We start from the raw sequence: 26,481 nt of genomic DNA on the forward strand, positions 1-26,481 counted from the left end.
ATACTCTTAATTACAGGGCCTTGACTTTTCTCGATAACTTATTCGACTCTCTTTCTCACATCTTTTCTTTTTCCTTTCCCATACGATAGGCGGTTATGCCAACAACAACCGGAGCAGCTAACATAATTATCACACCTAGCGGAACGGCAAAGTCAAAACGGAGCAAATCCTGAAAAAACGGAACTCCATTAGCAATTAGAACCGAGGTAGGAGCGTCCGAAAAGCTATGGAAGAGATCTTGGAAGAAATCATACGAATAAATTAGAAAAACAGCAGAAAACGCAGAAAGCACCATAATTGAAGATACTAAAACCTTAGATGCTAAATTCTTTTTCATATTCTTATACCGCAGCTTCCCACATTTTGATTATAAGTCTTTTCAGTTCATATGAGCTATAAAATGTCATGTTAAAATCACTAATTCTATATACCACCATAGAGTTTGATATTGTAAATAAGTCAATATCTCAAATATATATTTATTAACAAATATATTTTAATTTATTATATATGCGATGAAATTTATGCGATGAAATTATTTTTCAATCACATAAAGCAATTTAAACAAATTTTATGTATTTAAATCTGTAATATCGCCATACAACACTCCTACACCTGATATTCGAGGAAATACTTTTCACTGCATTCCTGTTTTCAGATAGCAAAAAATCAACATTTCGCTTTCGGCAGAAACAGCCAGACATTGCAAATAAAATGAAAATGATCGTTCCTAGCCCTCAACTTTTCCCCCAGTACAACAAAAGAGACTCCGCTTTTGCGGAGTCTCTTTTCATATCGGGTACAACACCCGTTATTCTTTTTTCTCTGTGTCGAACAGATCCTTGATCTTATCGAAAAAGCTCTTGCGTTTCTGATAGTTACGCTGTTCATCACCTGCGCCGTCAAATTCTTTGAGAATTTCCTTCTGGCGATCCGTCAGATTCTTCGGCACCTCGATCGTTACGCGCACATACTGGTCGCCGCGCCCGCGGCCGTGGATATTCGGAATCCCCTTGCCGCGCAGCTTAAAGACATCACCCGGCTGGGTGCCGTCGTGCACCTGATAGCTCACCTTGCCGTCGAGCGTGGGAACGACAACCTCCGCGCCCAGAGCAGCCTGCGCGAACGTAATGGGCATTTCGCACCACACATCGTTGCCGCGGCGCTCGAAAATCGGGTGCGGACGCACCGTTACAAACACGTGCAGATCGCCCGCGGGTCCGCCGTTCGTTCCGGCATCGCCGTGGCCGCCCACGTTGAGGGTCTGGCCGTCGTCAATACCGGCCGGAATGGTGATTTCGAGCGTCTTGGTCTTTCTGACGCGCCCAGTACCGCCGCAGGTGTGGCAGGGATGATCGATGATCTTGCCCTTACCGCCGCAGCGGTCGCACCCGCGGCTGGTCTGCACCACGCCAAACGGCGTGCGCTGGCTGACCCGTACCTGACCGGTACCGCCGCACTGCGGGCAGGTTTTCGTTTCTGTCCCGCTTTCCGCGCCGGAGCCGCCGCAGGACTGGCACGACTCGATCCGCTGGTAAGAAACCTGCTTTTTGGTGCCCTTCGCAGCCTCTTCAAACGAGATCGTGACCGACGCCTGCGCGTCGCGCCCGCGCCGGGGCGCGTTGGGGTTTGCGTTGCGCCCCACGCCGAAGCCGCCGAAAAAGCTGTTGAAAATATCGCCCAGATCAATGTCGCCGTCGAAGGGGCTGGCACCGGGGCCGCCGCCAAAGTTCGGGTCTACTCCCGCATGGCCGAACTGATCGTACCGCGCCTTTTTCTCTTGATCGGACAAAACCTCGTAAGCCTCGTTGACCTCTTTGAACTTTGCTTCCGCCGTTTTATCCCCCGGGTTCAAATCGGGGTGGTACTGCTTTGCCAGTTTGCGGTAAGCCTTTTTGATTTCATCGTCAGAGGCATTCTTGGGTACGCCCATTACCTCATAATAATCCCTTTTTTCCGCCAAGCCAAGTCACTCCCACATGGTGCGGCAAGCGGAGAAGCCAATTCCCGCCCGCCCTGGATTTCTATGCCGGGCGGCCGCGTCTGCGCGGCATACCCGACGAAGGGCGGCCGAGGCCACCCTTCGTAATCAGCTGTGTTGCTCTATGATACCGCAGGCTCTATGCGCCGCTGTATCGTTTTCATCACATATCAAATATCATACCACAAAACACCCCGGGTTGAAAATACCGAAATTATTTCTGGCTGTCGTCCACATCTTTAAAGTCCGCATCGTACACCGTCTGGCTGTCGCCCGCCGCCGGGCCCTCCTGGGGCTGGCCGCCCATATCGGGAGCTGCTGCCGCGCCGCCCTGCGGGGCGTTGGCCTTATACAGCTTCTCAGAAACCGCGTACAGGCTCTTCTGCAAGTCTTCGGTCTTAAGCTTGAGTTCCTCGACGGAAGCGGACGTCAGCATCCCCTTGAGCTCAGAAACCTTCTGGTTCAGCTCAGTCTTATCGGCTTCTTCAATCTTGTCGCCACTGTCAGAGATCAGCTTCTCAACAGAATAGCACAGGTTTTCCGCCTCGTTTTTGGTGTCGACTTCTTCGCGGCGCTTCTTGTCCTCGGCGGCAAACTGCTCCGCTTCCTTCACGGCCTTGTCGATGTCGTCCTTGCTCATGTTGGTGCTGGAGGTAATCGTGATGTGCTGCTCCTTGCCGGTGCCAAGATCCTTTGCGGATACGTTCACGATGCCGTTGGCATCCAGATCAAAGGTAACCTCGATCTGGGGGATTCCGCGGGGGGCGGGAGCGATGCCGTCGAGCTTAAACAGGCCCAGCTGCTTGTTGTCGCGGGCAAATTCACGCTCGCCCTGCAGCACGTTGACCTCTACCTGGGTCTGGCCGTCCGCAGCGGTGGAGAACACCTGGCTCTTCTTGGTCGGAATCGTGGTGTTGCGCTCAATGATTTTGGTCATGATGCCGCCCATGGTCTCAACGCCCAAAGAAAGGGGAGTAACGTCCAGCAGCAGCAGGCCCTGAACCTCGCCGCCCAGAACGCCGGCCTGCAGCGCGGCGCCGATCGCAACGCACTCATCGGGGTTGATGCCCTTGAACGGGTCTTTGCCGGTCAGGCTCTTGACCGCATCCTGTACCGCGGGGATTCTGGAAGAACCGCCGACCATCAGCACCTTGCTGATGTCGGAAATCTGCAGGCCGGAATCCTGCAGCGCCTGGCGCACGGGGCCCATGGTCTTTTCTACCAGATCAGCGGTCAGCTCGTTGAACTTCGCGCGGGAAAGGGTCAAATCCAGGTGCTTCGGGCCGGTTGCGTCCGCCGTGATGAACGGCAGGTTGATGGAAGCGGAGGTCATGCCGGAAAGCTCGATCTTCGCCTTTTCAGCAGCTTCCTTCAGGCGCTGCATCGCCATTTTGTCGCCGCTCAGATCAATGCCGGCTTCCCTCTTGAAGCTGTCGACCATCCAGTCCATGACGCGCTTGTCGAAATCGTCGCCGCCAAGGCGATTGTTGCCGGCAGTGGCGAGAACCTCCTGTACACCGTCGCCCATCTCGATGATGGACACATCGAACGTACCACCGCCCAGATCGTATACCATGACCTTCTGGTCGTTGCCCTTGTCAATTCCATAGGAAAGAGCCGCGGCCGTCGGTTCGTTGATGATTCTCTTGACATCCAGACCGGCAATCTTGCCGGCGTCCTTTGTCGCCTGACGCTGTGCGTCGGTAAAGTAAGCGGGAACAGTGATGACCGCGGAGGTAACCGGTTCGCCCAGGTACGCTTCTGCGTCCGCCTTCAGCTTTTGCAGGATCATCGCAGAGATTTCCTGCGGGGTGTAGCTCTTGCCGTCGATATTCACCTTGTAAGAGGAGCCCATTTCTCTTTTAATGGAAGAAATGGTGCGCTCGGGGTTGGTGATGGCCTGGCGCTTTGCCACCTGACCCACCATGCGCTCGCCGGTTTTGGAAAACGCCACAACAGACGGAGTGGTGCGCGCGCCTTCCGCGTTTGGAATAACGACAGGCTCGCCGCCTTCGATAACAGCTACGCAGGAGTTGGTTGTTCCTAAGTCGATACCAATTGTTTTTGCCATACTTATTACCTCCAAAAAGTTAGGTTATTATTTTTATAAAATCAAGCCGAACCGATTCGGCAACCGCCGTTAAATCGCGGCGGATTCTTCTGATCAGACCGTCAGTTGGCCACTTGAACCATCGCGTGGCGGATAATGCGATCGCCAATGCGGTAACCCTTTTGCAGCACCTCGGCAACGACATTCTCGCCCAGATTTTCATCCTCAATATGAGAGACGGCATTGTGTACCTCGGGATCAAACGGTTCGCCCTGCTGACCGATCGCCGTAACGCCCATTTTCTCGAGCGTGCCGTTCAGCTGGGTGAGAACCATTTCAACGCCCTTGCGAAAATCCTCCACGGTGCCGCCCTGCTGAGCCAGCGCGCGCTCCAGATTGTCGCAGACCGGCAGAACCTTTTCAATGGTATCCGCCGCGGCGTCTGTATAAACCATTGTTTTCTCGCGCTCGGTGCGCTTGCGGTAGTTATCGTATTCCGCCGCGGTGCGCAAAAGCAGGTCCTTCTGCTTTGCAAGATCGGCTGCGGACTGCTCAAGCTGCTCCTGCAGCTTTTTCAGCTGTGCGTCTCCCGGCGTTTCCGCCTGCGGCTGCTCCGCCGCGTTACAATCCTTTTCTTTCTCTGTCTCTGCGGCCTGTTCGGCCTGCTGCTCCGCCTTTTTCGCGGCATCCTGTTTGCTCAAGGAGATTGCCCCTTTCCGCTGCCGTCCCGCGGCAGCCCGTCATTCTATTAGTTCAATTTTGAATTGATTGATTATTCCTCCTGACGAAGCTCCGTCAGAAGTCGCCCCACTGTGTGAGACAGGTAATCCAGCTTGCCGATCAGCCCCGCGTAATCCATGCGGGTGGGGCCGATGATGCCGATTGCACCGGCGCGCTGGCCGTCAATTGCATACTGCGCCACAATAATGCTCGATTCCCGCAGCTCGGGATGCCGGGTTTCATCTCCGATCATCACGCGAACCTCTTTCTGCGGCTGCAGAAGAAGCTCCGCCAAATCCTGCGGACGCTCCAGAAAATCCATCACTCTGCGGGCGTTGCCGCGTTCAAACTCGGGGTGGAACAGCAGGTTCATCTGCCCGTTGAGGCGAACCTCCGGTTCAACGGATTCCTGCGCGGCCTCCAGCAGCGCCATCAGCGCCGAGGACATCATCACCGTCAGATCGCCGAGAGAAGCGGCCAGGGTCTGAATATACGCCGGGGTGACGGCGGCCACGGGCACGCCGGCCAGGCGTTCGTTGAGCACGCGGAAAAATACCCGCAGAATCTCGGGGGATAAATCGAATTCGCAGCGAAAAATCTGGTGCTTCATCGTGCCCGCCGAGGTCAGCAGAATCAGCATGGCGGTTCTGCGGCTCGTCTGCACAAACTGCAGCGCGCGAATGTCCGCTTTTTTGCCCGACGGAGCGGTGGAAACCGCCGCAAAGCGGGTCAGCCCCGCCAGCATATGCGATACGCCCTCCAGCAGCTTCTGCTGGTCGTATGCGCTCGAAAACAGCATTCCCTCCAAATACCGCTGCTCTTCCTGTGTGACGGGTTTGAGACTCATCACACAGTCGATATATACGCGGTAGCCCTTCTGGGAAGGAATCCGCCCGGCGGAGGTATGCGGCTGCTCTAAAAGCCCGATCTCTGCGAGATCGGCCATTTCATTTCTTACCGTGGCGGAGGAAACGCCCAAATCGGCGGCCAGCGCTTTCGACCCGACCGGCTCGCCGGTTTTTACATAAGCATCTACAATTGCCGCCAGCACCTTCAGTTTTCTATCGCTCAGCTCCATTCCTCCCACCTCATTTTCAGATTTTAGCACTCTATGCTTTTGAGTGCTAACTCCTATTTAATAATTTATCATTCCGGGCCGGTATTGTCAAGATTTCAAATGTAAATTAATTATTAATGTGTACCGGAAAAGCCGCAACATTCCCGGATTTCCGCCAAATTGGCAAATTTTCGTTGCAGGCTGAGCCCGGCAGGTGAAACCTGCACATAAGTCGCGGGATAGCCTGCGGGAAAATAGCTTTTCTCATCGCGCAGGCGAAATTTTTTTAAAATAAAATTTTTTGCAGATTTCTCACGGCGCGGAAAATTCTGCTGGCGCAGGGCCTGCCCCGGCCCGAGGGACAAGCCTGCATCGCAGAATTTCCTGTGCGGGAAACCGCAGAAAAAACCTATTTCACCGCAAAGCCATAAAATAATAAAAAATTTAAATGTAAACTCACCTGAGTCTATTGACTTATTGTGCGCACACAAGTTATAATTATTGTGCGCACTATAAAGAGGTGAGAAAATGGCGCAAAAAAAACTTGGCCGTCCGCCGTCGGACGATTCCAAGAAAGACAGAATCTTTGTAAGGGTGGATAAAGAAACAAAAGAGAAGCTGGCAGAATGTACACAAAAGCTCGATCTCACCCTTTCAGAAGTTGTCCGCAAAGGAATCGATCTGGTGCATGACAGCCTGAAAAAATGAAAGGAAGCGGCGACAACTCAACAAAGTAATCCGCCACTTCCTCCAAACCAACAGATGCCCGAAAGCACATGCGGCGTAAATAGTATAACATGCGCTGTCAGCCCTTTCAAGGCATCGTTGGGAACCACAAAAAGGGAGCACAAATTCATCTTGACTTTTCGAGGTGGGTAAGTTAAGGTATTAGTGACCCCGAAAAGTGAGGTGATTCCTTGGGGAAGAAAAAAATGGGGCGTCCAACCGATAACCCTAAGAATGTATCTGTTAAGTTTTTAGCCGACGATGAAACGTTTGAAAAACTAAAGGAAAGCAGCGAGAAGCTGCAAATTTCCAGAGCAGAAGTAATTCGCAGGGGCATTCATAAGGTACATGACGACCTCGATAAAAAATGAAAGGAAGCGGCGCTTCCCTACGAAAACAAACGCCACTTCCCCCAAACCAACAGATGCCCGAAAGCACATGCGGCGTAAATATTATAGCATGCGCTGTCGATCCTTTCAAGGCATCGTTGGAAATGAAGAAAGGATGATTTTAATGACAAGCATTTTAGAAGAATTCGCTTACGGCAACCTATCGCCGGAGGTATGCGCTTTCCGGCACGATTCCGAATACGAGGAGGTCCTGCGGGTACTGTCCCTAAATGAGGAGCGCCTTCTTGCAAGGCTGAACGAGGAGGACAAAAACGTATTTGAAAACTACGTGGGCGCCCAAGGGGAGCTGAACAGGCTCACGGCGGTCGGCAACCTGATTTACGGCTACCGGCTCGGCCTTACCATGACGGCGGAAGCTTTTGTCGGCATGGACGATTTGATTTTCGGCAAAACGGACAACTAGGATAAAACAGATACAAAAATCCCTCGGGCCACAAATAACATAAAAAGGCCGCCGGTATCACCGGCGACCTTTCCCCTTTCACACACATTTCTCAAACAAATCGGAACAGAAAACGCAGGGTTAATTCCCGCGAACTTCCGTGGGCGTTTTGCCATAGTATTTTTTAAAGCAGACTGAAAAATAGCGCTGGTTGTTGAAGCCCGTCTGCTCCGCAATCTCCTGAATTTTCAGCTTGGCGGCGGGGTCCTGCAAAAGCTTCAGGGCTTTTTCCATGCGGATACGCGTCAGATACTCCACAAAGGATTCCCCGGACTGCTGCCGGAAAATCTGGCGCAGATAATTGGAGCTGATATACAGCACCGAGGCAACGTCGTCAATGTTGAAGCTGCTGTCGGCAATATGGTCGCTGATGATGTGCTTGGCTCGGTTGACGAGAGAATGCCCCTTCTCCTGGTTGAGCTTCTGGTAGCGCGAAACAACGTTGCAGATGAACAGCTTGAACCAGCTCAGGCAGCTTTCCAGATCCTCCGTGGCGAACAGGCCGTCGAAATGGACGGGCAAATCCGCTTTTTCCGCATAGGTGACCTGAAGCTCCCGCAAAATCAGTACCGTCAACTTTAGAAAATACGTTTTGATATACTCGAATTTCACATTGTCAAAGCTGGCCGCCTGCTCCGCCATGCGGTCGATCAGCTCAAGACAATGGCTGTAAGACTGATATTTCACGCTTTGCAGCAGGTTCCTTTCCAGCTCGCTGTCCATCCGGAACTCCTGGTCCAGATTGGGAGAAATATCCTCATAATTGCGGATGGAATCCGCGGGCTGCCCCACGTCGGACAAAAGCGTGTTGACCGCCTCCCGGTAGGAAGAGCGAATTCCCTCGGCGCTGTTGTACTGGCGCCCGAGCGCGCCGCTCACCAGCAGGCCGGTATATTTTTTCGCGCTGGCCAAAAATTTGTTCAGGGAGGCGTTGGCCGCGCGGAACAGCCGGTTGGTGTCGGGGTCGTCGGAAACGAGGATCAAAACCTCGTCCGAGCTGCCGAGCATTCTGTGATACACGCGTATTTCGGGCGGAAAGACAGTGTCGATCACAGCCGGAAAGAAGTTGGCGAACTGCTCCGCCTCACTCTGGTATTCCTGCGCGTGGGCTCTTACCTTCAAAACCGCCACGGTATAGCTTTTGCCCGTCAGGTCCAGATCGACCAGCCGGGCCTTTTCCAGAATCCGCTCCCCGCTCAGCTCCTCGTGCAGAATGGAATGAAAAAACCGCTCCCGCAGAATGGGAAGATTCTTCTGGTACTTGTTCATCATCTCGTTGATGTTATTCAAAAACGTGTCGTGCTGAATGATTTCATCCAGCAGCTTCTGGGTGATCTGTTTGATCTGCGCCGGCAGAATCGGCTTGATCAGATAATCCCCCACGCCCAGACGCACGGCGTTCTGCGCGTAGGAAAAGTTCTCGTGCGCGCTGATGATGACCACCTTCGGCGAATACCCGTTCTGGTGCAGCGTCTGAATCAGCTCCAGCCCATCGCAGCGGGGCATGGCAATATCGGTAAAAACGATCTCGGGATGCTTCTGCTCGAACAGCTCATAAGCCTCCAGGCCGTCCCTGGCTGTCCAGACAGACTCGATGCACGGGAACTGCCGCAGCAGGTATTTGCGGATTCCCTCCCGGGTGATCTCGTCATCGTCGGCAATCAGCAGACTGTATTTGTTATCCATCAAAATTCTCCTCGTTGTTCGGCGGCTCCAAAAGCTCCCACTGCGGAATCCGCAGAATCGCCCGCGTCCACTTTCCGGCCTCGCTCTCATACACAAGCCCGTATTCGTCGCCAAAATAGAGCTTGATGCGCTCGTTCACGTTATAAATGCCATACCCGTCCTTCGGAACAAAGCTGCACACAGAAAGCTGCTCGTTGATCTTTTTCAGCTGCTCCGGCTCAATTCCCGCGCCGTTGTCGCGCACCTCCAGCACGATGTTGGTCTGCTCATCCTCCCAGACGCGGATGGAAATATCCTTCTGCGGCCGGTCGCTGCTCTGCACCCCGTGGAAGATGGCGTTTTCCACCAGCGGCTGCAGCACCAGCTTGAGGATCAGGCGATCCATCAGGCTTTCGTCCAGCTCAAAATGGTAGCTGATGGAATTCCCGTAGCGAATCCTCTGAATCGCCAGGTAGCTCTTGACCTGCTCGATCTCGTCGTTGATGCAGATCACGGATTTGGTGCCGCGGATGCGGTATTCATAGAACCGGGCCAGCTCCGCCGAAAGCGTGCTGATTTCTTCGGATTTGCCCTCCTCCGCCAGCCAGATGATGGAATTGAGCGTGTTGTGCAGAAAATGCGGGTCGATCTGCGCCTGCAGGGCGTTCAGCTCCGCCTTGCGCTTTAGTGTCTGCTCTCGCTTGACGTTCTCTTTCTCCACCTTCAATTGTTCGATGGTCAGGTTCAGCTCGCGGACAAAGTTCCCCAGCTTCTCCACCATGTCGTTAAAGCAGCGGGCCAGCCGGCCTACCTCGTTGTTGTAGCCGTACTCGTACCGCATGGTAAAATCGCCCTTTGTCACCGCCAGCATCGACTGCTGGAGCTGTTCGAGCGGGCGGATGATCCGAATGGAAAAGAACAGCGAGAAGGCTCCCGCGATCACTGCCGAAAGAACGATCAGGAACGCGACCAGATACCGGCTGCTGTTCAGCGCCGCCTTATTCTGGGATTTATCGGAAAACACGACCACCACCCAGTTGCTGGAATCCAGGCAGTCGGCCGAAACGATGTAGTCGCGGTTATTCTCGTCCCAATGAGAAAGCTTCGGGCGTATCGTGATTTTGTCACGGTACGCCTGTGTATCGATGGCCCCGTTCGAGGCAATCAGCCTTTTATTCGTATCCACAACAACAACATCCTCGCCGCCGATGATGCTTTTGGAGAGATATTTGTCCATTTCGTTGCTGTCGATGTTGATGATCAGGTAAACCTCGCCGAAATAGCCCGAAAGATTCACTCGCACCACAAGCGGGATGACATATTTATCGCCCTTGAAAATCTCGTCCTTCATCTTCGCGCTTTTGTAAAGAACGGGGCCCCCGTTCTCCTGATACTCGCGGTACAGGTCGGATTTTAGAAAATCAAACCCGGTCTTGGGGTAAGATGCAAGATCGTAAAAGGTTCCCTTTGGGGTGTATACATACACCGAGCTGATAAAGGGGTCGCTCATCTTGATCTCTGAAATAAAGCCGTTGATGCGGGTCATGGTGAGCGCATACTGATATTCGTTGTTCCCCAGCAGGAACTCCCGCAGGGTGGTGGTATACGACGGGCCGCTGACCAGCGTATACACCCTGCTGATGATCGAACGCAGGCGCTCATCCATATATTTGCTGATCTGGAACGACAGGGACATCGCATGGTCGGAAAGGCTCTGTTCCAAGTCCCGCGAAATATTGCGGTAATAAGAAACCGAGAAGATTCCCGATACAGCCACTGAAAGAGCGACGCTTAAAAGAATGATTCGATTCCTTAAAGACATGCTCCTGAAATGATTGATCATAAGAATCTCCCCGGCATTTCATTGATCGCAGAGCTCAGCCCTTTACGGCTCCGGCCGTCAGCCCCGCAATGAATTGTTTATTCGTGAAGAAATAGAGGGTCAGCACAGGAATAATCGCGAGCGACGCACCCGCCAGCATGATATGCCATTCCGCGGCGGCAAACACGCTGTATTTGAGCTGAACAACCGCCACCGTGAGGGTGGTAAGGCGCTTGTTCGACATGGTCAGAACCAGTGTCGTGATGTAATCGTTCCACGTGTTGCGGAAGGTAAAGAGCGCCACCACGCCCAGAATCGGCCGCACCAGCGGCACAATGATCTGCCACCAGGTTCTGAAAATGCTGCAGCCGTCAATGCGCGCGGCCTCGTCGAGCTCTTTCGGCACACCCTTGACAAAGCCCATCACCAAAAAGACATTGGCGATCTGCCCGCCGGTCAGCACCAGCACCAGCGACAGCATCGATTTGCTCATACCGACCTTGTCAAGCAGCTGCATGATCGGGAACAGCGCGACCGAACCGATGGAAACGAACATCATGGCGCCGTAAGAGACCATCATCAGGCGCTTGCCTACAAAATCGAACCGGGCCAATATGTAACCGGAAAGCGAGGTCGTAATCACGGCCAGCGCCATGGTGGCCAGGCTGACGATCAGGCTGTTTTTGCCATACTGCAGAAAATTGGATTTGACAAAAGCGGTATAGTAGTTTTCCCACTGGGGTACTGCGGGCAGAACGGAGCTGCCCAGGTTCAGCTCGGCGTTCGTTTTCAACGAGCCGAGCAGTGCATATAGTACAGGATACACCGTAAAGACAATTAGTACAAGTATAATGGCCCAGGAAATAAGCCTTCCCAGTAAAATTCCGATTTTTTGCATCTGTTTCCACCTGCTTTCCGGGATTGCCCCTAGGCTGATTTGTAAATTCAAAAATGCCGGATATTTTGAGCAAAAACAGAGCGAGGCAAGGCGAAAACCGCAGGAATACCCAAGGGGCACACGTACTCGTTGTATTCCGAGGATTTTCAACGCAGCCGCAGCCTGTTTTTACCAAAATAGACAATTGCGTTGAGTTTACAAACAGCCCTAATACAGATCATCCAGCTTTCTGGCGAGCACCAGATAAATGACCGTCACAATGCCGACGATCCCCGCGGCGACAACGCTGACCGCGGCGCCGTAGCCAAACTGGGTAACGATCATGGAGCCGGGAGCGATGGGGAAGAAGAACTGGTACGCGTACAGGAACATGATCATGGTCGCGTTGACGGGGCCGCCCTCCGTCAGAACCATCACGGTGCTCATATCCTGGAACGCGATCACGATCGAGAGCATCAGGATCATTTTCAGGATGGGGCCGAGCATCGGCAAAGTGATGTACCAGATGCGCTGCCACCAGTTCACGCCGTCCAGATTGGCGCTTTCGTAGGTTTCTTCCGAAATCCCCTGCAGACCGGCCAGAAAGTAGATCATATAGTTGCCAAGCCCGCCCCAGATGCCGATGATGATCACCGTCAGCATGGCGTAATCCTGCCCCAGCCAGTTGATGGGAAGCTCTGACAGGCCGAGCTTCATGATGTATTTATTGACCTCGCCATTATAAACGTTGAACATCAGGTAAAAGACCAGCGCCATCACGGCGGAGCTCATAATGGTGGGCAAGAATAAGGTCGCGCGTAAAAAGCCCGCGCCCTTGAGTGTTTTCTGATTCAGCATCAGCGCCGAGAAAAAAGCGAGCGGAATCACCAGCCCGATTTTACCCGCCGCATAGATGAAGGTGTTGGTGACGGACCTCCAGAAAACGGGATCGTTGGTAAACAGCCGTTTGAAGTTTTCAAACCCGATAAAAACCGGCGCTCCGGTACCAAGGCCCCCGTAAGAATAAAACATGAACCGGAAGGTCCAGATAATGGGGTATACGGACAGCAACAGGAAGAGAAACAGATTCGGCGCCAGCATCCCGTAAATTTGCAGGCTCTCTTTTAAGTCCCTTTTTGCCCTGATCTTTTTCATCGATTCCGGCCCTCCTTTCAAAGTATCACGCAGAGATTTTAGATTTTTTATGCGGAGCGCCACCAGACGCTCCGCATAAATCCGGGGAAAACGCAGGCCGTTGCAAGTCACACCATACAAAGCGGCCTGCGCCGTAACAGAAGGAGCTTATAGAATTGATCAGCCGTTGGGATTGGTGGGATCCCAGTTTGCAATTTTCAGCTCTTTGCCCTTGCCTTCCTGAATTCCCTTTTTCAGGGCGGCGTTGTAGCGGTCGGTCAAAGCCGCGAGGCCGGCCTTGATATCGCCTGTGCCAAGAATCATCCCGGCAAGATCGGTATACTGATCGTTGCCCTCTACAATAACGGCCTGGCTGTTCAGCTCCTGCGGGGTGGCAGGCCAGAACTTATCGGTCGCGCCAAGCAGTCCGTTTTCTTTGCCCTTCAGAATTTCGGGGGCTTTTACCTGGCTCTTCAGGTCGTCTACCATGACGCTGCCGAGGCCGGCTTCATGGTACGCCTTGACGAAATCATCAGAATAGAACAGGTCGTTGCAGGCTTTCCATGCTTTTTCGGGGGCCTTGCAGGTCTTGGTGATCATGTAGCCCTTATAAGGCTGAATCGACTGGGAGTACACTTTTCCGTCGATGGTGGGCAGCTGCGCCACATTCCACTTTTCATTGGTTGGGAACTGGCTGGCATACACACCGGGGTCCGCGTGCGACCAGGAGATATACATGCCGATCTTGCCTGCCGCAAACTGGGTGCGCAGCGGATCGATGTCCAAAGATTCACAGCCGGGGAACGCGATGCCGGTTGTGAAGATGGTGCGGAATTCTTTCACCGCTTCTTCATACATCGAGAAGTCGTAGGCTCCCTTGCCAAAATCATAGCCCTGCTTGCTCCCGCCGGAACGCTGCACGATAAAATCGATGGAGCGCTGCAGTGCGGACGAGGGGCTCTTCAGGTTCATCGCAAAGCCGTAAACGCCCTCTCCCTTGAGCTTGTCGGTAATGATCTTTGCGGTCTGGGTCAGCTCCGCCATGGTTTTCGGGGGCTCTTTGATTCCGCATTTTTCAAAAATGCCCTCGTTGTAGAACAGGCGGCCGGTGCTGCCGAATACAGGTATGTAATACAGCTTGCCGTCAATGGCGTCAATTCCATTGGAAACAAGGCTCTTATACCGTGCGCGCTGTTCGTCGGTAAGATACTGGTCGATCTCAACATACTGTCCCTGATTGACATACTTGGTGAAAATGTCCGTCATGCCGGAAACGCCCACCAGGTCGGGGCCGCTGTTGGTGGAGTAGGCCATATCCAGAGCCTGCTCAAAGTTGTCGGTGTACATTTGGTAATCGATGAAAATGCCGTCTTTGTTGGTTTCGTTGTACTTGTCGATCCACGGCTGAATAAAGCTGGCATCTGCGCGGTCTCTCGTCCAGAGAACGAGTGTGGTCTTTTCGGCGTTGTCTCCTCCTGTGCTCTGCGCCGATCCGCCGGAGCTTGGCGTACTGCTCTGGGTACTTCCGCAGCCCGCAAGGGTGCTCATGGCCAAGGCACCGGCCAACAGTACCGATAATACCTTTTTCACTATGAATCCCTCCCAAAAAATTAGAATCTAAAAATAGCCTCGTTTTTATTATAGTTTGTTTTATACAATTTACAATTTAAAATACAAAGATATTATGTTCAATTTATGATGGTGCTGCTGCAAAATGGGCAAAAAAATAACACCGGGTTTGAAACACCCGGTGTGGAGCACATCAAAAACACGATGTGACAATTTTTCTCATATCTGTATTTTATCTTGCAAAAAATTCCAAATAATGGTAGGATACCCATGTAAGGCATGATTAAAGTGCAAAGCAGGAACGGAGTGCAGCGAACACCCCGTCCCCTGCCTACGGAGACCAGTCCTCCATAAGCAACGGCAAAGCCGCACTATGCAGACACAGTATAACTCATTTTTCCCCTTTTGTATAGGGGGCTGTAGCAAGAATGAGAATCCCACCAACGCGGGAGTTGTGTATTGCACTTGGTGATTTAGGCGCTGTGTTTATGGAAGCGCCCCTTATTCAGGGGGTTCCGTAACACGCGCTTTTTTGTTGCCTTACAGGCAAGCCCCCGGCACGGGCCGGAGAATTTTTTGATGAACATTCTCCCCCGAATTTCATGCTGAGGCGATGTTTTCTGTTCATCGCCAATTCCGGCCCTGCCGCCCTTGTCTGTAAGAGAACCATTTCTGCGCGCACCGTTTGTGTGCAGATACCCGGCCCCCGGCCATAAGCGCTGTTTCTTTTGAGGAACAGCGCTTATTTTTTTGCAGGGCAGGTTAAACCTGCATGTACGTCGCGGGACAGTTTGAGGAAAGGCTTTCGCTTCGCGCTCCATTCGTCGCGTGTGCGCTGGCTGTTCTCACGCGAAAACGGCCTTCTATCATAATCATTATTTTTGTCTTTACGGGTTCCACATGTGAATTCTGCTGGCACAGGCTTGCCCCTTGTGCCGGGGGGACATTCTTTACTAAAAAGAAAAGTCTTTCAGTTTGGCTTCACCGCAGGGATAATACTTCTTTTTTATCTTGGTGTGAAAAAGCGATTTTTCTGTGAGTTGCCTCACGAGGAAATACTGCTGGCGCAGAGCCTGCCCCTCATGCCGGGGCGGGCACTCCCTTTCGTGAAAGGGCGAAAGTAAGCAAAGGCCTTCCAAAGGGCACCTTTGGAATCCGTTTGGGGAACAGTTCCTGAATGCACCGACGAAAACTACTGAAAAGGCGCTCCAATGAAAATGTCCACTCTCCGAACTACATTAGAAAATCAGTTTTGTAATCCCGTCTGTCGGCGGGCATTTTCAGAGCGCTCTCGTTGGCTCGCAGTTTTTAGGATGCTGGCTTCGCCGCATTTTTTGTTGGATTAAGAGCACTTTCCGTACCAGTTGCAGACGTGAAAGCTTTCCTTATGCACTCGCTTCACGCACAGGCCGTGCCTGTACGTGAAAAAGCACCAGAGCGGGAGCCTCTCCCGGTTTCCAAAGGCAGCGCCTTTGGTCGTTGAGAGGGGGTTCCAAGGGGGAGAGAATCGAAACTCTCCCCTTTGGCGAATCTTTGCAAAGAAAGTAAATGCCCGCCCCGGCACGAGGGGTAAGCTCTGCGCCAGCAGAAACCCCACGCGAGGGCACCAGCAGACAGGCTGAGCCTGTACTCACATCGCGAGAAAACCCGCAGAAAAAACACCCCATTCTCTCGCGAACAAAAGCCTTCCGGCGAATGAATCAGAAAGCCCTGCCGGCATAAGGACAAGCCCTGCTCCAAACATGCGGTGGATCACCCTCTGCAACAACAGCCACAATAAAAAGGGCCTGCGCTCCAAAGAACGCAGGCCATCTCTAAGTAATAAATAAAATTTACAGTTCAGCTACCGCATGCGCGAGCTGCTCCAGCGCCTGCCGAAGCACCGCGCGCGGGCAGGCGATATTGATGCGCTGGAAGCCCTTGCCCTCTTCCCCGAACATGGAGCCGGAGTCGAGCCACAAGCCTGCCTTTTCAATGACCAGGCGGTTCAGGGCGTCGTCATCCAGCCCTAAGGCCGCACAGTCCAGCCAGATCAGGTATGTTCCCTGCGGCTCTACCAGACAAATCGACGGAATATGCTCGCGCAGGTATTCGCGCACAAAATCCAGATTGCCGACAAGGTACTCTTTCAGGTCGTCCAGCCACTGAGCGCCGCCTTCATACGCGGCCCGGCAGGCAATCAGGCCCATCACGTTGGCCTGGCTGTATCCGGCGCGATCCAGCTCCGCGCGAAAAGCACGGCGAAGGCTTTGATTTGGGATCAGAATATTCGAGATCTGCAAGCCCGCCAAATTAAACGTTTTGGTCGGCGCGGTGCAGGTGATCGTGATCTGCTCAAATTGCGGCCGCAGGGACGCAAACACCAGATGCCGGTGCCCGGGATACGCGAAATCCGCGTGGATTTCATCGGAAACCACGGTCACGCCGTGCTGCAGGCAGATTTCGCCCATCCGCACCAGTTCCTGCTCCGTCCATACACGTCCCACCGGGTTGTGGGGATTGCACAGCAGAAACAGCTTGATCTTCTCGCTCTCGATCTTTCTCTCAAAATCCTCAAAGTCGATGGAATAGCCGCCATCCTGATAGACCAGCGAATTGCGAACCAGCCGCCGGTCGTTGGCGAGGATGGACTCTGTAAAAGGATAGTAAACCGGGGTCTGGATCAGCACGGCGTCGCCGGGCTGGGTCAGCGAGCGGATGGCCGCGCACAGCGCGAACACAACGCCCGGTGTTTTAATGAGCCATCCGTTTTCCACATTCCAGCCGTGACGTGTGGAAAACCAGTTCTGCAGCGCCTGAAAATAGCGCTCGTCCGGCTCCGAGTATCCGTAGATTCCGTGCCGGCAGCGCTCTTCCAGCGCCTCGTTCACGCACTCCGGCGCCGGAAAATCCATATCGGCCACCCAAAGCGGCAGCAGCCCCTCGGGCTTTCCACAGCGGGCGGCACAATCGTATTTCAGCGAATTGGTGTTCTTGCGGTCATATATGGTATCAAAAGACATTGGGTTCCTCCTGTCCGGTGAATCAGCATAATAAAGCGGGCGTCAGTCCTGCCCAAGGGCATAGTCCAGGTCGGCGATCAGGTCGGCGGCGTCCTCGATCCCCACGGAAAGGCGCAGGAGCTTGTCCGTGATGCCTTTGGCCTCGCGCTCCTCTGCGGGGATTTCCGCGTGCGTTTGCAGCATCGGGTAGGTGATCAGCGTTTCCACGCCGCCAAGGCTTTCCGCAAAGTGAATCAGACTCACCCGGTTCAGGATGCGCTCGGCGGTTTCGCGGCTGTCCACCTCAAACGAGATCATCGAGCCGAAACCGCTGGCCTGCTGTTTGGACAGCGCGTAATGCGGATGATCGGTCAGACCGGTATAAAACACCTGACGCACCTTGCTCTGCTTGGTGAGCCATACGGCGATTTTTCCGGCATTCTGCTCCTGACGATCCATGCGCAGGGGCAGCGTTTTGATCCCGCGGATCAAAAGCCAGCTGTCGAACGGGGAAAGGCACGCACCGGTGTTTTTATAAACAAAGCGCAGCCGCTCGCAGATTTGCGGGTCGTTTGCGATCGCAAAGCCGGCCAGAACGTCGTTGTGCCCGCCAAGGTATTTGGTGCCGCTGTGCACCACAATATCCGCTCCCAACGTCAGGGGGCGCTGCAGGTACGGCGTTAAAAAGGTGTTGTCCACAATGAGCCAAAGCCCATGAACGTGCGCAAGCTCCGCCGTTTTCTTCAGGTCGGTCACCTGCATCATGGGATTGGTGGGGGTCTCCACAAAGAGGGCCTTTGTTTCCGGCCGGATGGCGGCCTCGATCTGCTCAAGATACGAGGTATTCACCGACGTGAACGAAAGACCGTTCTTCGCATTGATATGGTGAAACAGGCGGTGCGAGCCGCCGTACAGATCATCGGAACAAATAATGTGGTCACCGGGGGAAAACAGCTCCATGACCGCGGAAATCGCCGCCATGCCGGAAGAGAACGCCAGCGCCTCTTTGCCCTGCTCGAGCCGGGCCATGGTCTCCTCCAGGTATTCTCGGGTCGGGTTCTGCACCCGTGAATAATCATACCCGGTACTCTGCCCCACGCCGGGGTGAGCAAAGGTAGCGGTTTGAAAAATCGGCACGGAAACCGAACCGGTTTTATCATAGGAATGAGAAGAACCGTGTACACAAATCGTATTGAATTCCATAAAAATGCTCCTGCTTGTAAGAACAGGCCCTGCCCTGGGGCAGAGCCGCGGTGTGTCAGCCGGGAAGCCATCCCGGCTTTTGATGACCCGGCCAAAGCGGCCGGGGTGTGATCGAACCTTAAATATAGAACATAAAGGTGTTTTCCTCACGGTGGCGCTCGGCCTCTGTGGCCAGGTCCGCCAGCGTGACAGCGGAAAGGGCGTCGGCGACGGCCTTGTCCAGCTTTTCAAACGCGCTCAGGCGCATGGCTTTTTCAATGTCCGGGGCTTTCTCCACCACGGTGTCCTCCGCCGGTTCAAACAGCGAAAGCTCCACAGCGGACAGTACCTGATACACTGTGATCTGCCGCGGCATTCGCGACAGCTGGTACCCGCCCTGCGCTCCTTTGATGGAGTTGACGAGCCCGCCCCTTTTCAAAAGAGAAAAAACCTGCTCCAGATAAATTTTAGAGATTCCCAGCTTTTCCGAAATGCTGATAACGGTAATATATTCTCCGCTCGCATAGGATTCAGACATGCTGACCATTGCGGCAAGAGCATAACGGCCCTTGGCAGAAATCCTCATGAAGTAAAACCTCATTTCATACTTATATTATATGATTTAATGATATTAAAAAACAATCAAAATGTCAATACCTGCAATCAAAAGAAAAATACTTGCCGAAAAACATGCAGGCAGCGGAAAATCGTGCAAGGCAAAAAGGCGGGCGCAGCAAAGGAAACGCATCCTTTACTATCATTATGGACTGATTTTGCAAGACCAACACAGAAAGTAAAATAAACCCTCCATCCTATTGTTCCTCGTTATTATTGAAAATCATGTTGCAGTCGTACAATTCCCGACGATATGAAAAAGAAAAGTCTTTCCGCACAGAGATACTCCGGCGGAAAGACTTTGGAGGAACATTGGGGAAATTGGTCGGAAAGATACTCGGGCGATCAATCCGGGGGAGCTTTCTCCATGGCGGTTAAGATTAATTGCAGATTTTTCTTCAGGCGCTCGTTGTCGGGGTTCAGCTCCACCGCACGGCGCGCATGCTCCAGGGCTTCATCCATAAGCTTCAGATTCCAGCAGGCGATCGAGCACAAATCCTCCGGAGTGTGATCCCAGGCATAGCCCATATTGGCAAAATTCTTTGATTTCTCCAGAATGGAAAGCGCCTGCCGGGTTAAACAGTACACCAGGGGCCAGTTTTTCTGCTGATAGGCCAGCTGTGCAAATTCCACGTAAGGGTCGCGCATTTGGGGTGCTTCAGCGATCGCGCGCAGATACCATCGCGCGGCCTCCCGCGGTTTCCCCAGCATGTTCCAGGAGTAGGCGCTCCAGCGCATTGCCGCACTGCGTTCTTCTTCCCATCGGGAGAGGGCGAGATACCTCTTCATTGTGTCAATGCAGCTTTGCCACTGTTTCTTGTACATATATTCGCGGCCAAGATAATACAGCATGCGGGTGTCCGTGGGATTTTCCTCTACGGCGGTTTCCAGCAGAGGCAGATAAGAGCCCCGGGATTTAATAGGATCGGGATAGTGATCGAGTACCATGTTTTCCACAAAAACGATGTGCTCCGGCATGGGGCCGGTATAGACCAAATACTCATGAACCGGGTAATTCCAGAAGAACCCTTGCCGGGAATGGATCTTCGTGTAATACAGCTGAAGATCCGGGGAGCCGTCTGCATGGTGGCTCCAGTTATACAGGTATTTGGCGCGGGTCGTATCCGGCCGCCAGACTTTTTCCAAAGCGGCACGCCATCCGGGAGAAAGCACCTCATCAAGATCGGTGCAAACGCAGATATCTGCGTTTTCGGGAACGTGAAACAGCGAGAGATTGCGCGCGCGATCGAACCGCCAGGGCCGGACAACCTCCTCATACACCACGGCCCCTTTATCACGCAGACGCTGTACGGTGCCGTCGGTGGATCCGGTGTCGGTTACAATAATTTGATCCGCCTCCCGCATAGAATCCATCCACCGGTCTACAAACTGTTCCTCATTTTTACAAATGGCATATACGCAGACCAAGTAAGACGTTAGGCAACTCCCCCTTTGCTGTGGTGTTGAACGCGCGGTCTGGTATCATCGTATGAGATCTCGTTTGTCCATTATTCCTGCGGGCCGCACCTTCCGGAACAAAAGAAAAAACAAGAGGCAGACCCGCTCAGGGCCTGTCTCTTGTTCACCAAATTTCTATTGTGCCTGGCAGGATTCAGGAACGAATTCCATACCAAACAAGGAAAGTGCCTGTAAGCAGTTTACAGACCTGCCACAAACGGGGCCACAATCGTGCAGAAGATCGGGTTGACAATGTCGAGCACGATCAGCGCAAAGGGGGTAAACACAACCCAGGCCACATTCGCGGGGCCGTATTCAGAAATAACGGCGCGCATGTTCGCCATGGCGTTCGGACCGGAACCCAGGCCGATACCAACATGGGCGGCGGCCATAACGGCAGCGTTGTAGTCTCTGCCGCACACCATATAGGTAACGAGCCATACCCACAGGAACATCAGGATGATCTGGCTGGCCAGAACCACAACGAACGCACCGGCCACATCAGCGAGCTTTGTTACATCGATGGTCATCATGGTCATCGCGATAAACAGATCGAGGGTAATGGAGTTGATAACGTCTACCTCTGCCTCGTTTACCTCATAGCTGGTGTGGTCGAGAATATTGCGGATGATCACGCCGCCCAGCATGCAGCCGACGAAATAGGGGAACTCGATGGAAGGGACATTCCCCAGCGCAATTGCAATGTAAGAGCCAAGGCCGGCGGAAATGACAACCAGGCAGACGCTGCCCATCAGGCTCTTGGTGTCCAGCGGAGTTACTTCGGTATCGCTCTGCTTGCTGACGTCCACTTCGTTCTTGTTCGCGCTGAGCTTGTAGCGCTTGATCAGGAAACGGGAAGCAGGGCCACCGATCAGGCTGGCGAAGATCATGCCGAAGGTAGCGCCCATAACACTGATGACGGTCGCGTTGGCAGCCCCCAGCTCCTCATACAGAGGGGCAATCGCGCCGGCGGTGCCTACGCCGCCCATCAGAGACAGCGAACCGAGGCCAAGGCCGAGCAGAGGGTGCAGGCCCAGCGGCTTTGTCAAAAGAACACCCAGTGCGTCCTGAGCCAGAATGGACCCAATCGTCGTAATGGTAATACCAATCAGCAGCTTACCGCCCGCGTTTTTGATCAGCTTGGCAGAAGCGGTCAGGCCGACGGCGGTGAAGAAGATGTCCATAAAGAACTCCTTGAGCACCTTTACATCAAAGTTTACGGTCAAAATTCCGCCGTTCTTCAGTAAGGACAGTACGATGCTGACGATCAGTCCGCATACGATAACGCCCGGAATACAATAGGTCTGCAAAAACTTGACGCGCTTGACAAGTCCCCGGCCGAGCAAAACCACCAGGGCTGCAATCGCGCAGCTTTGCATTACGTCAAAAGATACTTCCACAAAATCTCTCTCCCTTATACTTATGTAATAGCTGTATTCTCTAAAAACAGAAAAGCACGAAAAGACGCCGCCGCATCTGTATTCCGCCGCAAGTGCCGGGAAAAGCCGGCCCCGCCTTTTCCGGCACTTGCACATCCGCCAACCGGCGAAAGGATAATTTGCAGTTCTGTTCATCAGAGAGAAAACAAAGAACTCAGCCGATCCTTCCAGACTTTGTTCTCTGTTTTTGAAAATGAAAGCCGCGAAAAGCGGAAGGGATTGCCCGCACTGCCAGCCAGTGCAGAAATGAAAACCAGGGAGTATCAAAAAATACAAAAGTTTTATCAAGCTTGTCCAAAAGAAACCGAAATGGATTTGCTAAAATTGCTCCCGATTTTCTTCTACAAGGTTCTTTTGGATCAATTTCACGCTAATGATAACACCGGGTTATTTTTCTGTCAACCAAAGTATGTGCGTTTTTACCAATGAACTTCAAAATAATCACTTCCATCAAGACTAAATATACAAATGATGTTCTATTCACATAATAAAGGAATCAAAACAAAATTATTGCCTTAATAAATTTTGATAACAGAAATATAGTTTATGGTATTTGCATAAAATAAATTCATCATTCTTCCGTTTGTGAAATTTCTAGCTGATCGACTCTCCAAAGAAATTTTACGGCAAAAAATAACGTAAAAAATCATTTTTAATCAGAGATAATAAAAAGGCCTGGATGAAAAAAAGTATATTGTGGAATATACAAAACCCCAGAAGAAAGATCTGATAAAAAGCCTGATTTTTTAAGGAGGATGTACAAAACTGCTCACTAAAACTTTAAATAACAGGTTTTGCAAATTTTATAACCTGCATTTCGCGTTAAGGTGCTACCAATATAAATCCATCTGTGTAATATTTTGTAGAAACTGCTTCTCTAAATTCTTCTAAAACAAGGAATCAAAGAAATAATCAAACTGCACAGAAAAAAGACCCTGTCGCGGCGGATGGTACCGTCCCGGCGGGGTCTTTGGCTGCTGAAAAAGATTGTGTGATCAGCCTGATCGGCTTCCAAATTCTCTGTTACGGAAAAGAAAATTCATCCGGCTGCAGAGAGTCGGATTGGCGGGGGATTCCTAAAGGAAAGGAGGCCCGGAAAAATCCGAGCCTCCAGAAAAAAGGTCTGCGTGTTATTCGATTGTAAGCCCAGCACTGGCAAAGCCAGTAATCACCGTGGCAAGGTCGATACCTGCAGTTACCGCTGCCGAGAAGACCAGCATGAGGCGGGTGCCAGCTACAACCGGTATGGCAAGACCAGTTGCCAAGCCGCTGCTGTTCGTACCGATGGCAACCACTCCAGTAAGCGGGGGAGCCAGTGTGACAAGCGCGCCCGCTACCGGCGTAAAGACGTTGCTCGCTGCGGGAGCAGAGTACAACTGCGCTGTGAGCGTAACAGTGGAACCAACCAGAGTCGCCGCTACAGAAAGGCTGAAGTCAGCCGCGATGGCCGTTACTGTGCCGTCACGCGGGGCGGAGAAGGCCATGTTGGTAACACCGGTGGTATCAATTGTACCACCAACCACACTCAAGCCCGTGGCTGAGTTACCGAACCCAACGGCAGTGGTCGTACCTGCCAATCCACCCAGAACTGTAGTCAATACTGCGGGAATACCCGAAGCAAAGGGAATAACCGCACCAGCACCTGTCGGGCCGGTGGGTCCGGTAGGTCCAGTGGGACCAGTCGGTCCGGTAGGTCCGGTGGGGCCGATATCGCCTACTGCGCCCGCAGGGCCTGTGGGGCCTGTAGGACCTTCAGGCCCGATCGCGCCCGCTGCACCTGTTGCGCCGGTAGGTCCGGTGGGGCCGACAGCGCCTGCTGCACCCGCAGGGCCTGTGGGGCCTGTAGGACCTTCAGGTCCGGTAGCTCCCGTGGCTCCTGTTGCACCGGTAGGTCCGGTGGGGCCAACAGCACCTGTGGCGCCCGTTGCGCCCGCAGGGCCTGTGGGACCTGTAGGTCCGGTGGCACCTGTTGCGCCTGTGGCACCCGTAGCACCTGTTGCACCTGTTGCGCCGGTAGGTCCGGTGGGACCGGTAGCGCCCGTGGCACCTGTTGCGCCCGCGGGGCCCGCAGGGCCGGTAGGACCTGTAGGTCCGGTAGCGCCTGTTGCGCCCGTGGCACCGGTGGCCGCCTGTATTTTATGACAACCCCGGACAAATCAAAACGAGAATCCATCAAACCGTGTACTTCTCCGCTGCTGTAGTTCTTTACAACGATTTATTCTTCTCTGCGGTTTTCAACCAGCTTCGCTATGCGCTTGTATGGGTCTGCAAAATTAAATTTGATTGTGATGCCGCCGCCCTCATGAATATGAATCGCTTTGATCAGCCCGGCGACAATACCACGATCAAGGTGACTCAGGTTGTTGTGCCTGCGGAAAGCATCAAAGCAGGGCTCGGCGGCATCCTGCGCCATACCCTGATTTTCTTTCTCCAGGCCGGCTATATCCCGCCTGAGCTGCTGTTCCTTATCCACAAACTCTTTTTTCATGCGGCGGTATTCTTCGCGGGTAATATCGCCGCTTTTCCAATCTATATAAAGCCCTGTTCTGATGCCCGAAATCTTTTCAAGCTCCTGCTTTTGCAGCCTGAGAGAAGCAGCCAGCCGATTGGAAACGTCACGCGGAGCCGGGGCATTGTTGATGTCGTCGATCAGCTGCGCCATATCGTCGATCAGCGCGACTTGTTTTTGAATGGTTTTCAAAACGGCCCTTTCCAAGACATCGTCCCGGATGGAATGCCGGGTACACTGCCCCTGCGTGAGATTCGTTTTGCAGGCGTAGTACACCAGATGTTTAGAGGTTCTGCGCCCCATTGCTTTGCCGCAGTCGGCACAGCGCAGAAACCCGGAAAAGGTGTACAGCCGCCCGGCACCCGGGGCGGTTCTCGTGTCTTTTTGCATCAGCATCTGCGCCTGATCAAAGGTTTCCTTGTCTACGATCGGCTCATGCGTGTCCTCCACGATAAACCATTCATTTTCGGGTATGTTGATGCGTGTATGCACCTTATAGCTCTTTACCTTCTGCTTGCCCTGCACCATATGCCCTAAGTACATTTGGTTGGTAAGGATCGCGGTAATGCTGCGGGCAGACCACAACGGCTCCTTGTTTTTAATGGCAGGGTTGTGGTATTTCATCCCGTTCTGCCGCTTATAGGCAGCGGGGCAGGGGATTCCCATGCCGATCAGCCTTTTTGCAATCCCGATTTTGCTCATGCCGTCCCGCACAAACCAGTAAAAAATATCCTTGACAATATCCGCAGCCGGAGGATCCACCAGAAGCCGGTGCCTGTCATTCGAGTCTTTACTGTAGCCATATGGCGCAAAGGCCCCGATAAATTCCCCCTTACCGCGCTTCATGTTGAAGGTTCCCCGAACTTTGATGGAGGTTTCCCGGCAGTGATTTTCGTTGTACATGCTTTGGATCGAAACACCCATTTCATAAACTTCATCCGGGTTTTCAAAGCTATCCAATTTCGGAAGCTCCAGAGAGATAAACCGCACATCTTTCACGACAAACAGATGCTGCAGGTATCTTTTGCATTCCCAATCGTTACGGCTGAGACGCGACAGGTCTTTGACGATCACACAGTTGACGATCCCTTGATCAATCTCTTCCAGCATGCGCTGAAAGCTTTCCCGGTCGCTGTCCGTGCCTGTGCAGCCATCGTCCACATAGATGCCGGCCAGGCGCATTTCTTCGCGGAGCATGCGGTTTTCCAAATACTCCATCAATCGCTGCCGCTGGTTTTTTACGCTGTAGCTTTCGTCGTTTCCATCCTCTCTGGAGAGCCGGATATACAAAGCGGCGTTCCAAAAAACACGGTCTTTTGGGGCACTGTTTTCTCTGATGCGGGCCATGATCCCTCCCTCCTCTGTCTCACATTATCAGGCCATCGTAAAAGCGAACCCTGCCATCATTTTTTCGGCTTCTGCATTCAGGTTTTTTTCAAGCTGACGAAAAAGTGCTCCAGCTTGTTCTGCAGCGTGTCGCCTTCAGGGGCAAACCGCACGCGAACGACGGTATTCCCGCACAAAAAGCAATACGGATTTTTGACCTGCTCCAGATAGCTTTCCATTCGCGCTTCCAGCGGCATCGCGGGATCGATCTCAATCCCCTGAATGTCGGCCAGCTGATTTCTGTCTATTTGATCCATCTCTAACCGGCTCATTTCCTCGAGCTGTTTTACCGTTAGCATTCGCGCCACTCCCTTTTGGATATTCGTTACAGCGTATGCCGGGCCGCTTGTACGATATGTTGCCGGGAACAGCAAAAAAGAAGAAGCGCATTCGCCGGATGCGGCTAAACTCCGCAAGTGCAGCCGACACCAGAAGCCGCGCCGCGGCAGCCCGAAAAA

Annotated in this window: 23 protein-coding genes; 4 read left to right on the forward strand and 19 right to left on the reverse strand. The window is 52.9% G+C overall.

The window, feature by feature from the left end:
* Positions 1 to 55: 55 nt before the first annotated feature.
* The 6 genes from HMPREF1141_RS12045 to HMPREF1141_RS17375 form a co-directional block, all read right to left on the reverse strand.
* Positions 56 to 337 carry a hypothetical protein gene (locus HMPREF1141_RS12045; protein WP_035317062.1) on the reverse strand — a complete coding sequence of 94 codons (282 nt, stop codon included), beginning with the start codon at positions 335 to 337 and terminating at the stop codon, positions 56 to 58.
* A gap of 474 nt (positions 338 to 811) precedes the next feature.
* On the reverse strand, positions 812 to 1,963 hold the full coding sequence (gene dnaJ, locus HMPREF1141_RS12050; RefSeq protein WP_009064669.1) for a molecular chaperone DnaJ: 1,152 nt from the start codon (positions 1,961 to 1,963) through the stop codon (positions 812 to 814).
* A 232-nt stretch (positions 1,964 to 2,195) separates the two neighbouring features.
* Positions 2,196 to 4,052 (reverse strand): molecular chaperone DnaK, encoded by a 1,857-nt coding sequence (gene dnaK / locus HMPREF1141_RS12055; protein ID WP_009064751.1) that lies wholly within the window; start codon positions 4,050 to 4,052, stop codon positions 2,196 to 2,198.
* A 101-nt stretch (positions 4,053 to 4,153) separates the two neighbouring features.
* A complete protein-coding gene (grpE, locus tag HMPREF1141_RS12060) occupies positions 4,154 to 4,732 on the reverse strand; it encodes a nucleotide exchange factor GrpE (RefSeq protein WP_009064784.1) in 579 nt (192 codons plus the stop codon).
* A 71-nt stretch (positions 4,733 to 4,803) separates the two neighbouring features.
* Positions 4,804 to 5,829, reverse strand: a complete 1,026-nt coding sequence (gene hrcA, locus HMPREF1141_RS12065) for a heat-inducible transcriptional repressor HrcA (RefSeq protein ID WP_009064721.1) — start codon at positions 5,827 to 5,829, stop codon at positions 4,804 to 4,806.
* A gap of 113 nt (positions 5,830 to 5,942) precedes the next feature.
* Positions 5,943 to 6,299 carry a hypothetical protein gene (locus HMPREF1141_RS17375; RefSeq protein ID WP_155863624.1) on the reverse strand — a complete coding sequence of 119 codons (357 nt, stop codon included), beginning with the start codon at positions 6,297 to 6,299 and terminating at the stop codon, positions 5,943 to 5,945.
* Positions 6,300 to 6,336: 37 nt separating this feature from the next.
* Between HMPREF1141_RS17375 and HMPREF1141_RS12075 the strand changes: the two genes are divergently transcribed.
* The 3 genes from HMPREF1141_RS12075 (at position 6,337) to HMPREF1141_RS12085 (ending at position 7,347) form a co-directional block, all read left to right on the forward strand.
* Positions 6,337 to 6,516, forward strand: a complete 180-nt coding sequence (locus tag HMPREF1141_RS12075; protein WP_009064739.1) for a CopG family transcriptional regulator — start codon at positions 6,337 to 6,339, stop codon at positions 6,514 to 6,516.
* 209 nt (positions 6,517 to 6,725) lie between these two features.
* The gene (locus tag HMPREF1141_RS12080) at positions 6,726 to 6,905 is read left to right on the forward strand and encodes a hypothetical protein (RefSeq protein WP_009064712.1); all 180 of its coding nucleotides are present in this window, start codon (positions 6,726 to 6,728) and stop codon (positions 6,903 to 6,905) included.
* Between the two features lie 142 nt (positions 6,906 to 7,047).
* Complete coding sequence (locus HMPREF1141_RS12085; RefSeq protein WP_035317065.1) at positions 7,048 to 7,347, forward strand: DUF6809 family protein; 300 nt, start codon at positions 7,048 to 7,050, stop codon at positions 7,345 to 7,347.
* A gap of 120 nt (positions 7,348 to 7,467) precedes the next feature.
* On the opposite strand, the gene HMPREF1141_RS12090 is transcribed toward HMPREF1141_RS12085, so the two are convergent.
* The 10 genes from HMPREF1141_RS12090 to HMPREF1141_RS12140 form a co-directional block, all read right to left on the reverse strand.
* The gene (locus HMPREF1141_RS12090; RefSeq protein ID WP_009064671.1) at positions 7,468 to 9,072 is read right to left on the reverse strand and encodes a response regulator; all 1,605 of its coding nucleotides are present in this window, start codon (positions 9,070 to 9,072) and stop codon (positions 7,468 to 7,470) included.
* Positions 9,065 to 10,873 carry a sensor histidine kinase gene (locus HMPREF1141_RS12095; protein ID WP_196795041.1) on the reverse strand — a complete coding sequence of 603 codons (1,809 nt, stop codon included), beginning with the start codon at positions 10,871 to 10,873 and terminating at the stop codon, positions 9,065 to 9,067. Before HMPREF1141_RS12095 ends, HMPREF1141_RS12090 begins: the two co-directional genes overlap by 8 nt.
* Positions 10,874 to 10,928: 55 nt before the next feature.
* Complete coding sequence (locus tag HMPREF1141_RS12100) at positions 10,929 to 11,771, reverse strand: carbohydrate ABC transporter permease (RefSeq protein ID WP_009064790.1); 843 nt, start codon at positions 11,769 to 11,771, stop codon at positions 10,929 to 10,931.
* A gap of 207 nt (positions 11,772 to 11,978) precedes the next feature.
* Entirely contained in the window at positions 11,979 to 12,905 is a 927-nt protein-coding gene (locus tag HMPREF1141_RS12105) for a sugar ABC transporter permease (RefSeq protein ID WP_035317066.1), read from the reverse strand.
* A 159-nt stretch (positions 12,906 to 13,064) separates the two neighbouring features.
* Positions 13,065 to 14,474 (reverse strand): extracellular solute-binding protein, encoded by a 1,410-nt coding sequence (locus HMPREF1141_RS12110; RefSeq protein ID WP_009064652.1) that lies wholly within the window; start codon positions 14,472 to 14,474, stop codon positions 13,065 to 13,067.
* 1,811 nt (positions 14,475 to 16,285) lie between these two features.
* The gene (locus tag HMPREF1141_RS12120) at positions 16,286 to 17,455 is read right to left on the reverse strand and encodes a MalY/PatB family protein (protein ID WP_009064720.1); all 1,170 of its coding nucleotides are present in this window, start codon (positions 17,453 to 17,455) and stop codon (positions 16,286 to 16,288) included.
* Between the two features lie 42 nt (positions 17,456 to 17,497).
* Positions 17,498 to 18,637: a PLP-dependent aspartate aminotransferase family protein gene (locus tag HMPREF1141_RS12125; protein WP_009064743.1), complete on the reverse strand. Its 1,140-nt coding sequence runs from the start codon at positions 18,635 to 18,637 to the stop codon at positions 17,498 to 17,500.
* Positions 18,638 to 18,755: 118 nt separating this feature from the next.
* The gene (locus HMPREF1141_RS12130) at positions 18,756 to 19,202 is read right to left on the reverse strand and encodes an Rrf2 family transcriptional regulator (RefSeq protein WP_009064777.1); all 447 of its coding nucleotides are present in this window, start codon (positions 19,200 to 19,202) and stop codon (positions 18,756 to 18,758) included.
* A gap of 374 nt (positions 19,203 to 19,576) precedes the next feature.
* Positions 19,577 to 20,659: a glycosyltransferase family 2 protein gene (locus tag HMPREF1141_RS12135; RefSeq protein ID WP_009064707.1), complete on the reverse strand. Its 1,083-nt coding sequence runs from the start codon at positions 20,657 to 20,659 to the stop codon at positions 19,577 to 19,579.
* 230 nt (positions 20,660 to 20,889) lie between these two features.
* Positions 20,890 to 22,089, reverse strand: a complete 1,200-nt coding sequence (locus tag HMPREF1141_RS12140; RefSeq protein WP_242824606.1) for a sodium/glutamate symporter — start codon at positions 22,087 to 22,089, stop codon at positions 20,890 to 20,892.
* Between HMPREF1141_RS12140 and HMPREF1141_RS17380 the strand changes: the two genes are divergently transcribed.
* Positions 22,063 to 22,557 carry a hypothetical protein gene (locus HMPREF1141_RS17380; RefSeq protein ID WP_155863626.1) on the forward strand — a complete coding sequence of 165 codons (495 nt, stop codon included), beginning with the start codon at positions 22,063 to 22,065 and terminating at the stop codon, positions 22,555 to 22,557. The two genes, HMPREF1141_RS12140 and HMPREF1141_RS17380, sit on opposite strands and share 27 nt — an antisense overlap.
* Before the next feature lie 701 nt (positions 22,558 to 23,258).
* Here the strand turns inward: HMPREF1141_RS17380 and HMPREF1141_RS17845 are convergent.
* From HMPREF1141_RS17845 to HMPREF1141_RS12160, 3 genes are all read right to left on the reverse strand, one after another.
* Positions 23,259 to 23,726: an exosporium glycoprotein BclB-related protein gene (locus tag HMPREF1141_RS17845; RefSeq protein ID WP_347475946.1), complete on the reverse strand. Its 468-nt coding sequence runs from the start codon at positions 23,724 to 23,726 to the stop codon at positions 23,259 to 23,261.
* A 617-nt stretch (positions 23,727 to 24,343) separates the two neighbouring features.
* A complete protein-coding gene (locus tag HMPREF1141_RS12155) occupies positions 24,344 to 25,984 on the reverse strand; it encodes a recombinase family protein (RefSeq protein ID WP_009064731.1) in 1,641 nt (546 codons plus the stop codon).
* Positions 25,985 to 26,061: 77 nt separating this feature from the next.
* Positions 26,062 to 26,322 carry a DUF6870 family protein gene (locus tag HMPREF1141_RS12160; protein WP_009064701.1) on the reverse strand — a complete coding sequence of 87 codons (261 nt, stop codon included), beginning with the start codon at positions 26,320 to 26,322 and terminating at the stop codon, positions 26,062 to 26,064.
* Positions 26,323 to 26,481: the final 159 nt, after the last annotated feature.

The organism is Clostridium sp. MSTE9 (genome assembly GCF_000277625.1).
GTDB lineage: Bacteria > Bacillota > Clostridia > Oscillospirales > Acutalibacteraceae > Faecalispora > Faecalispora jeddahensis.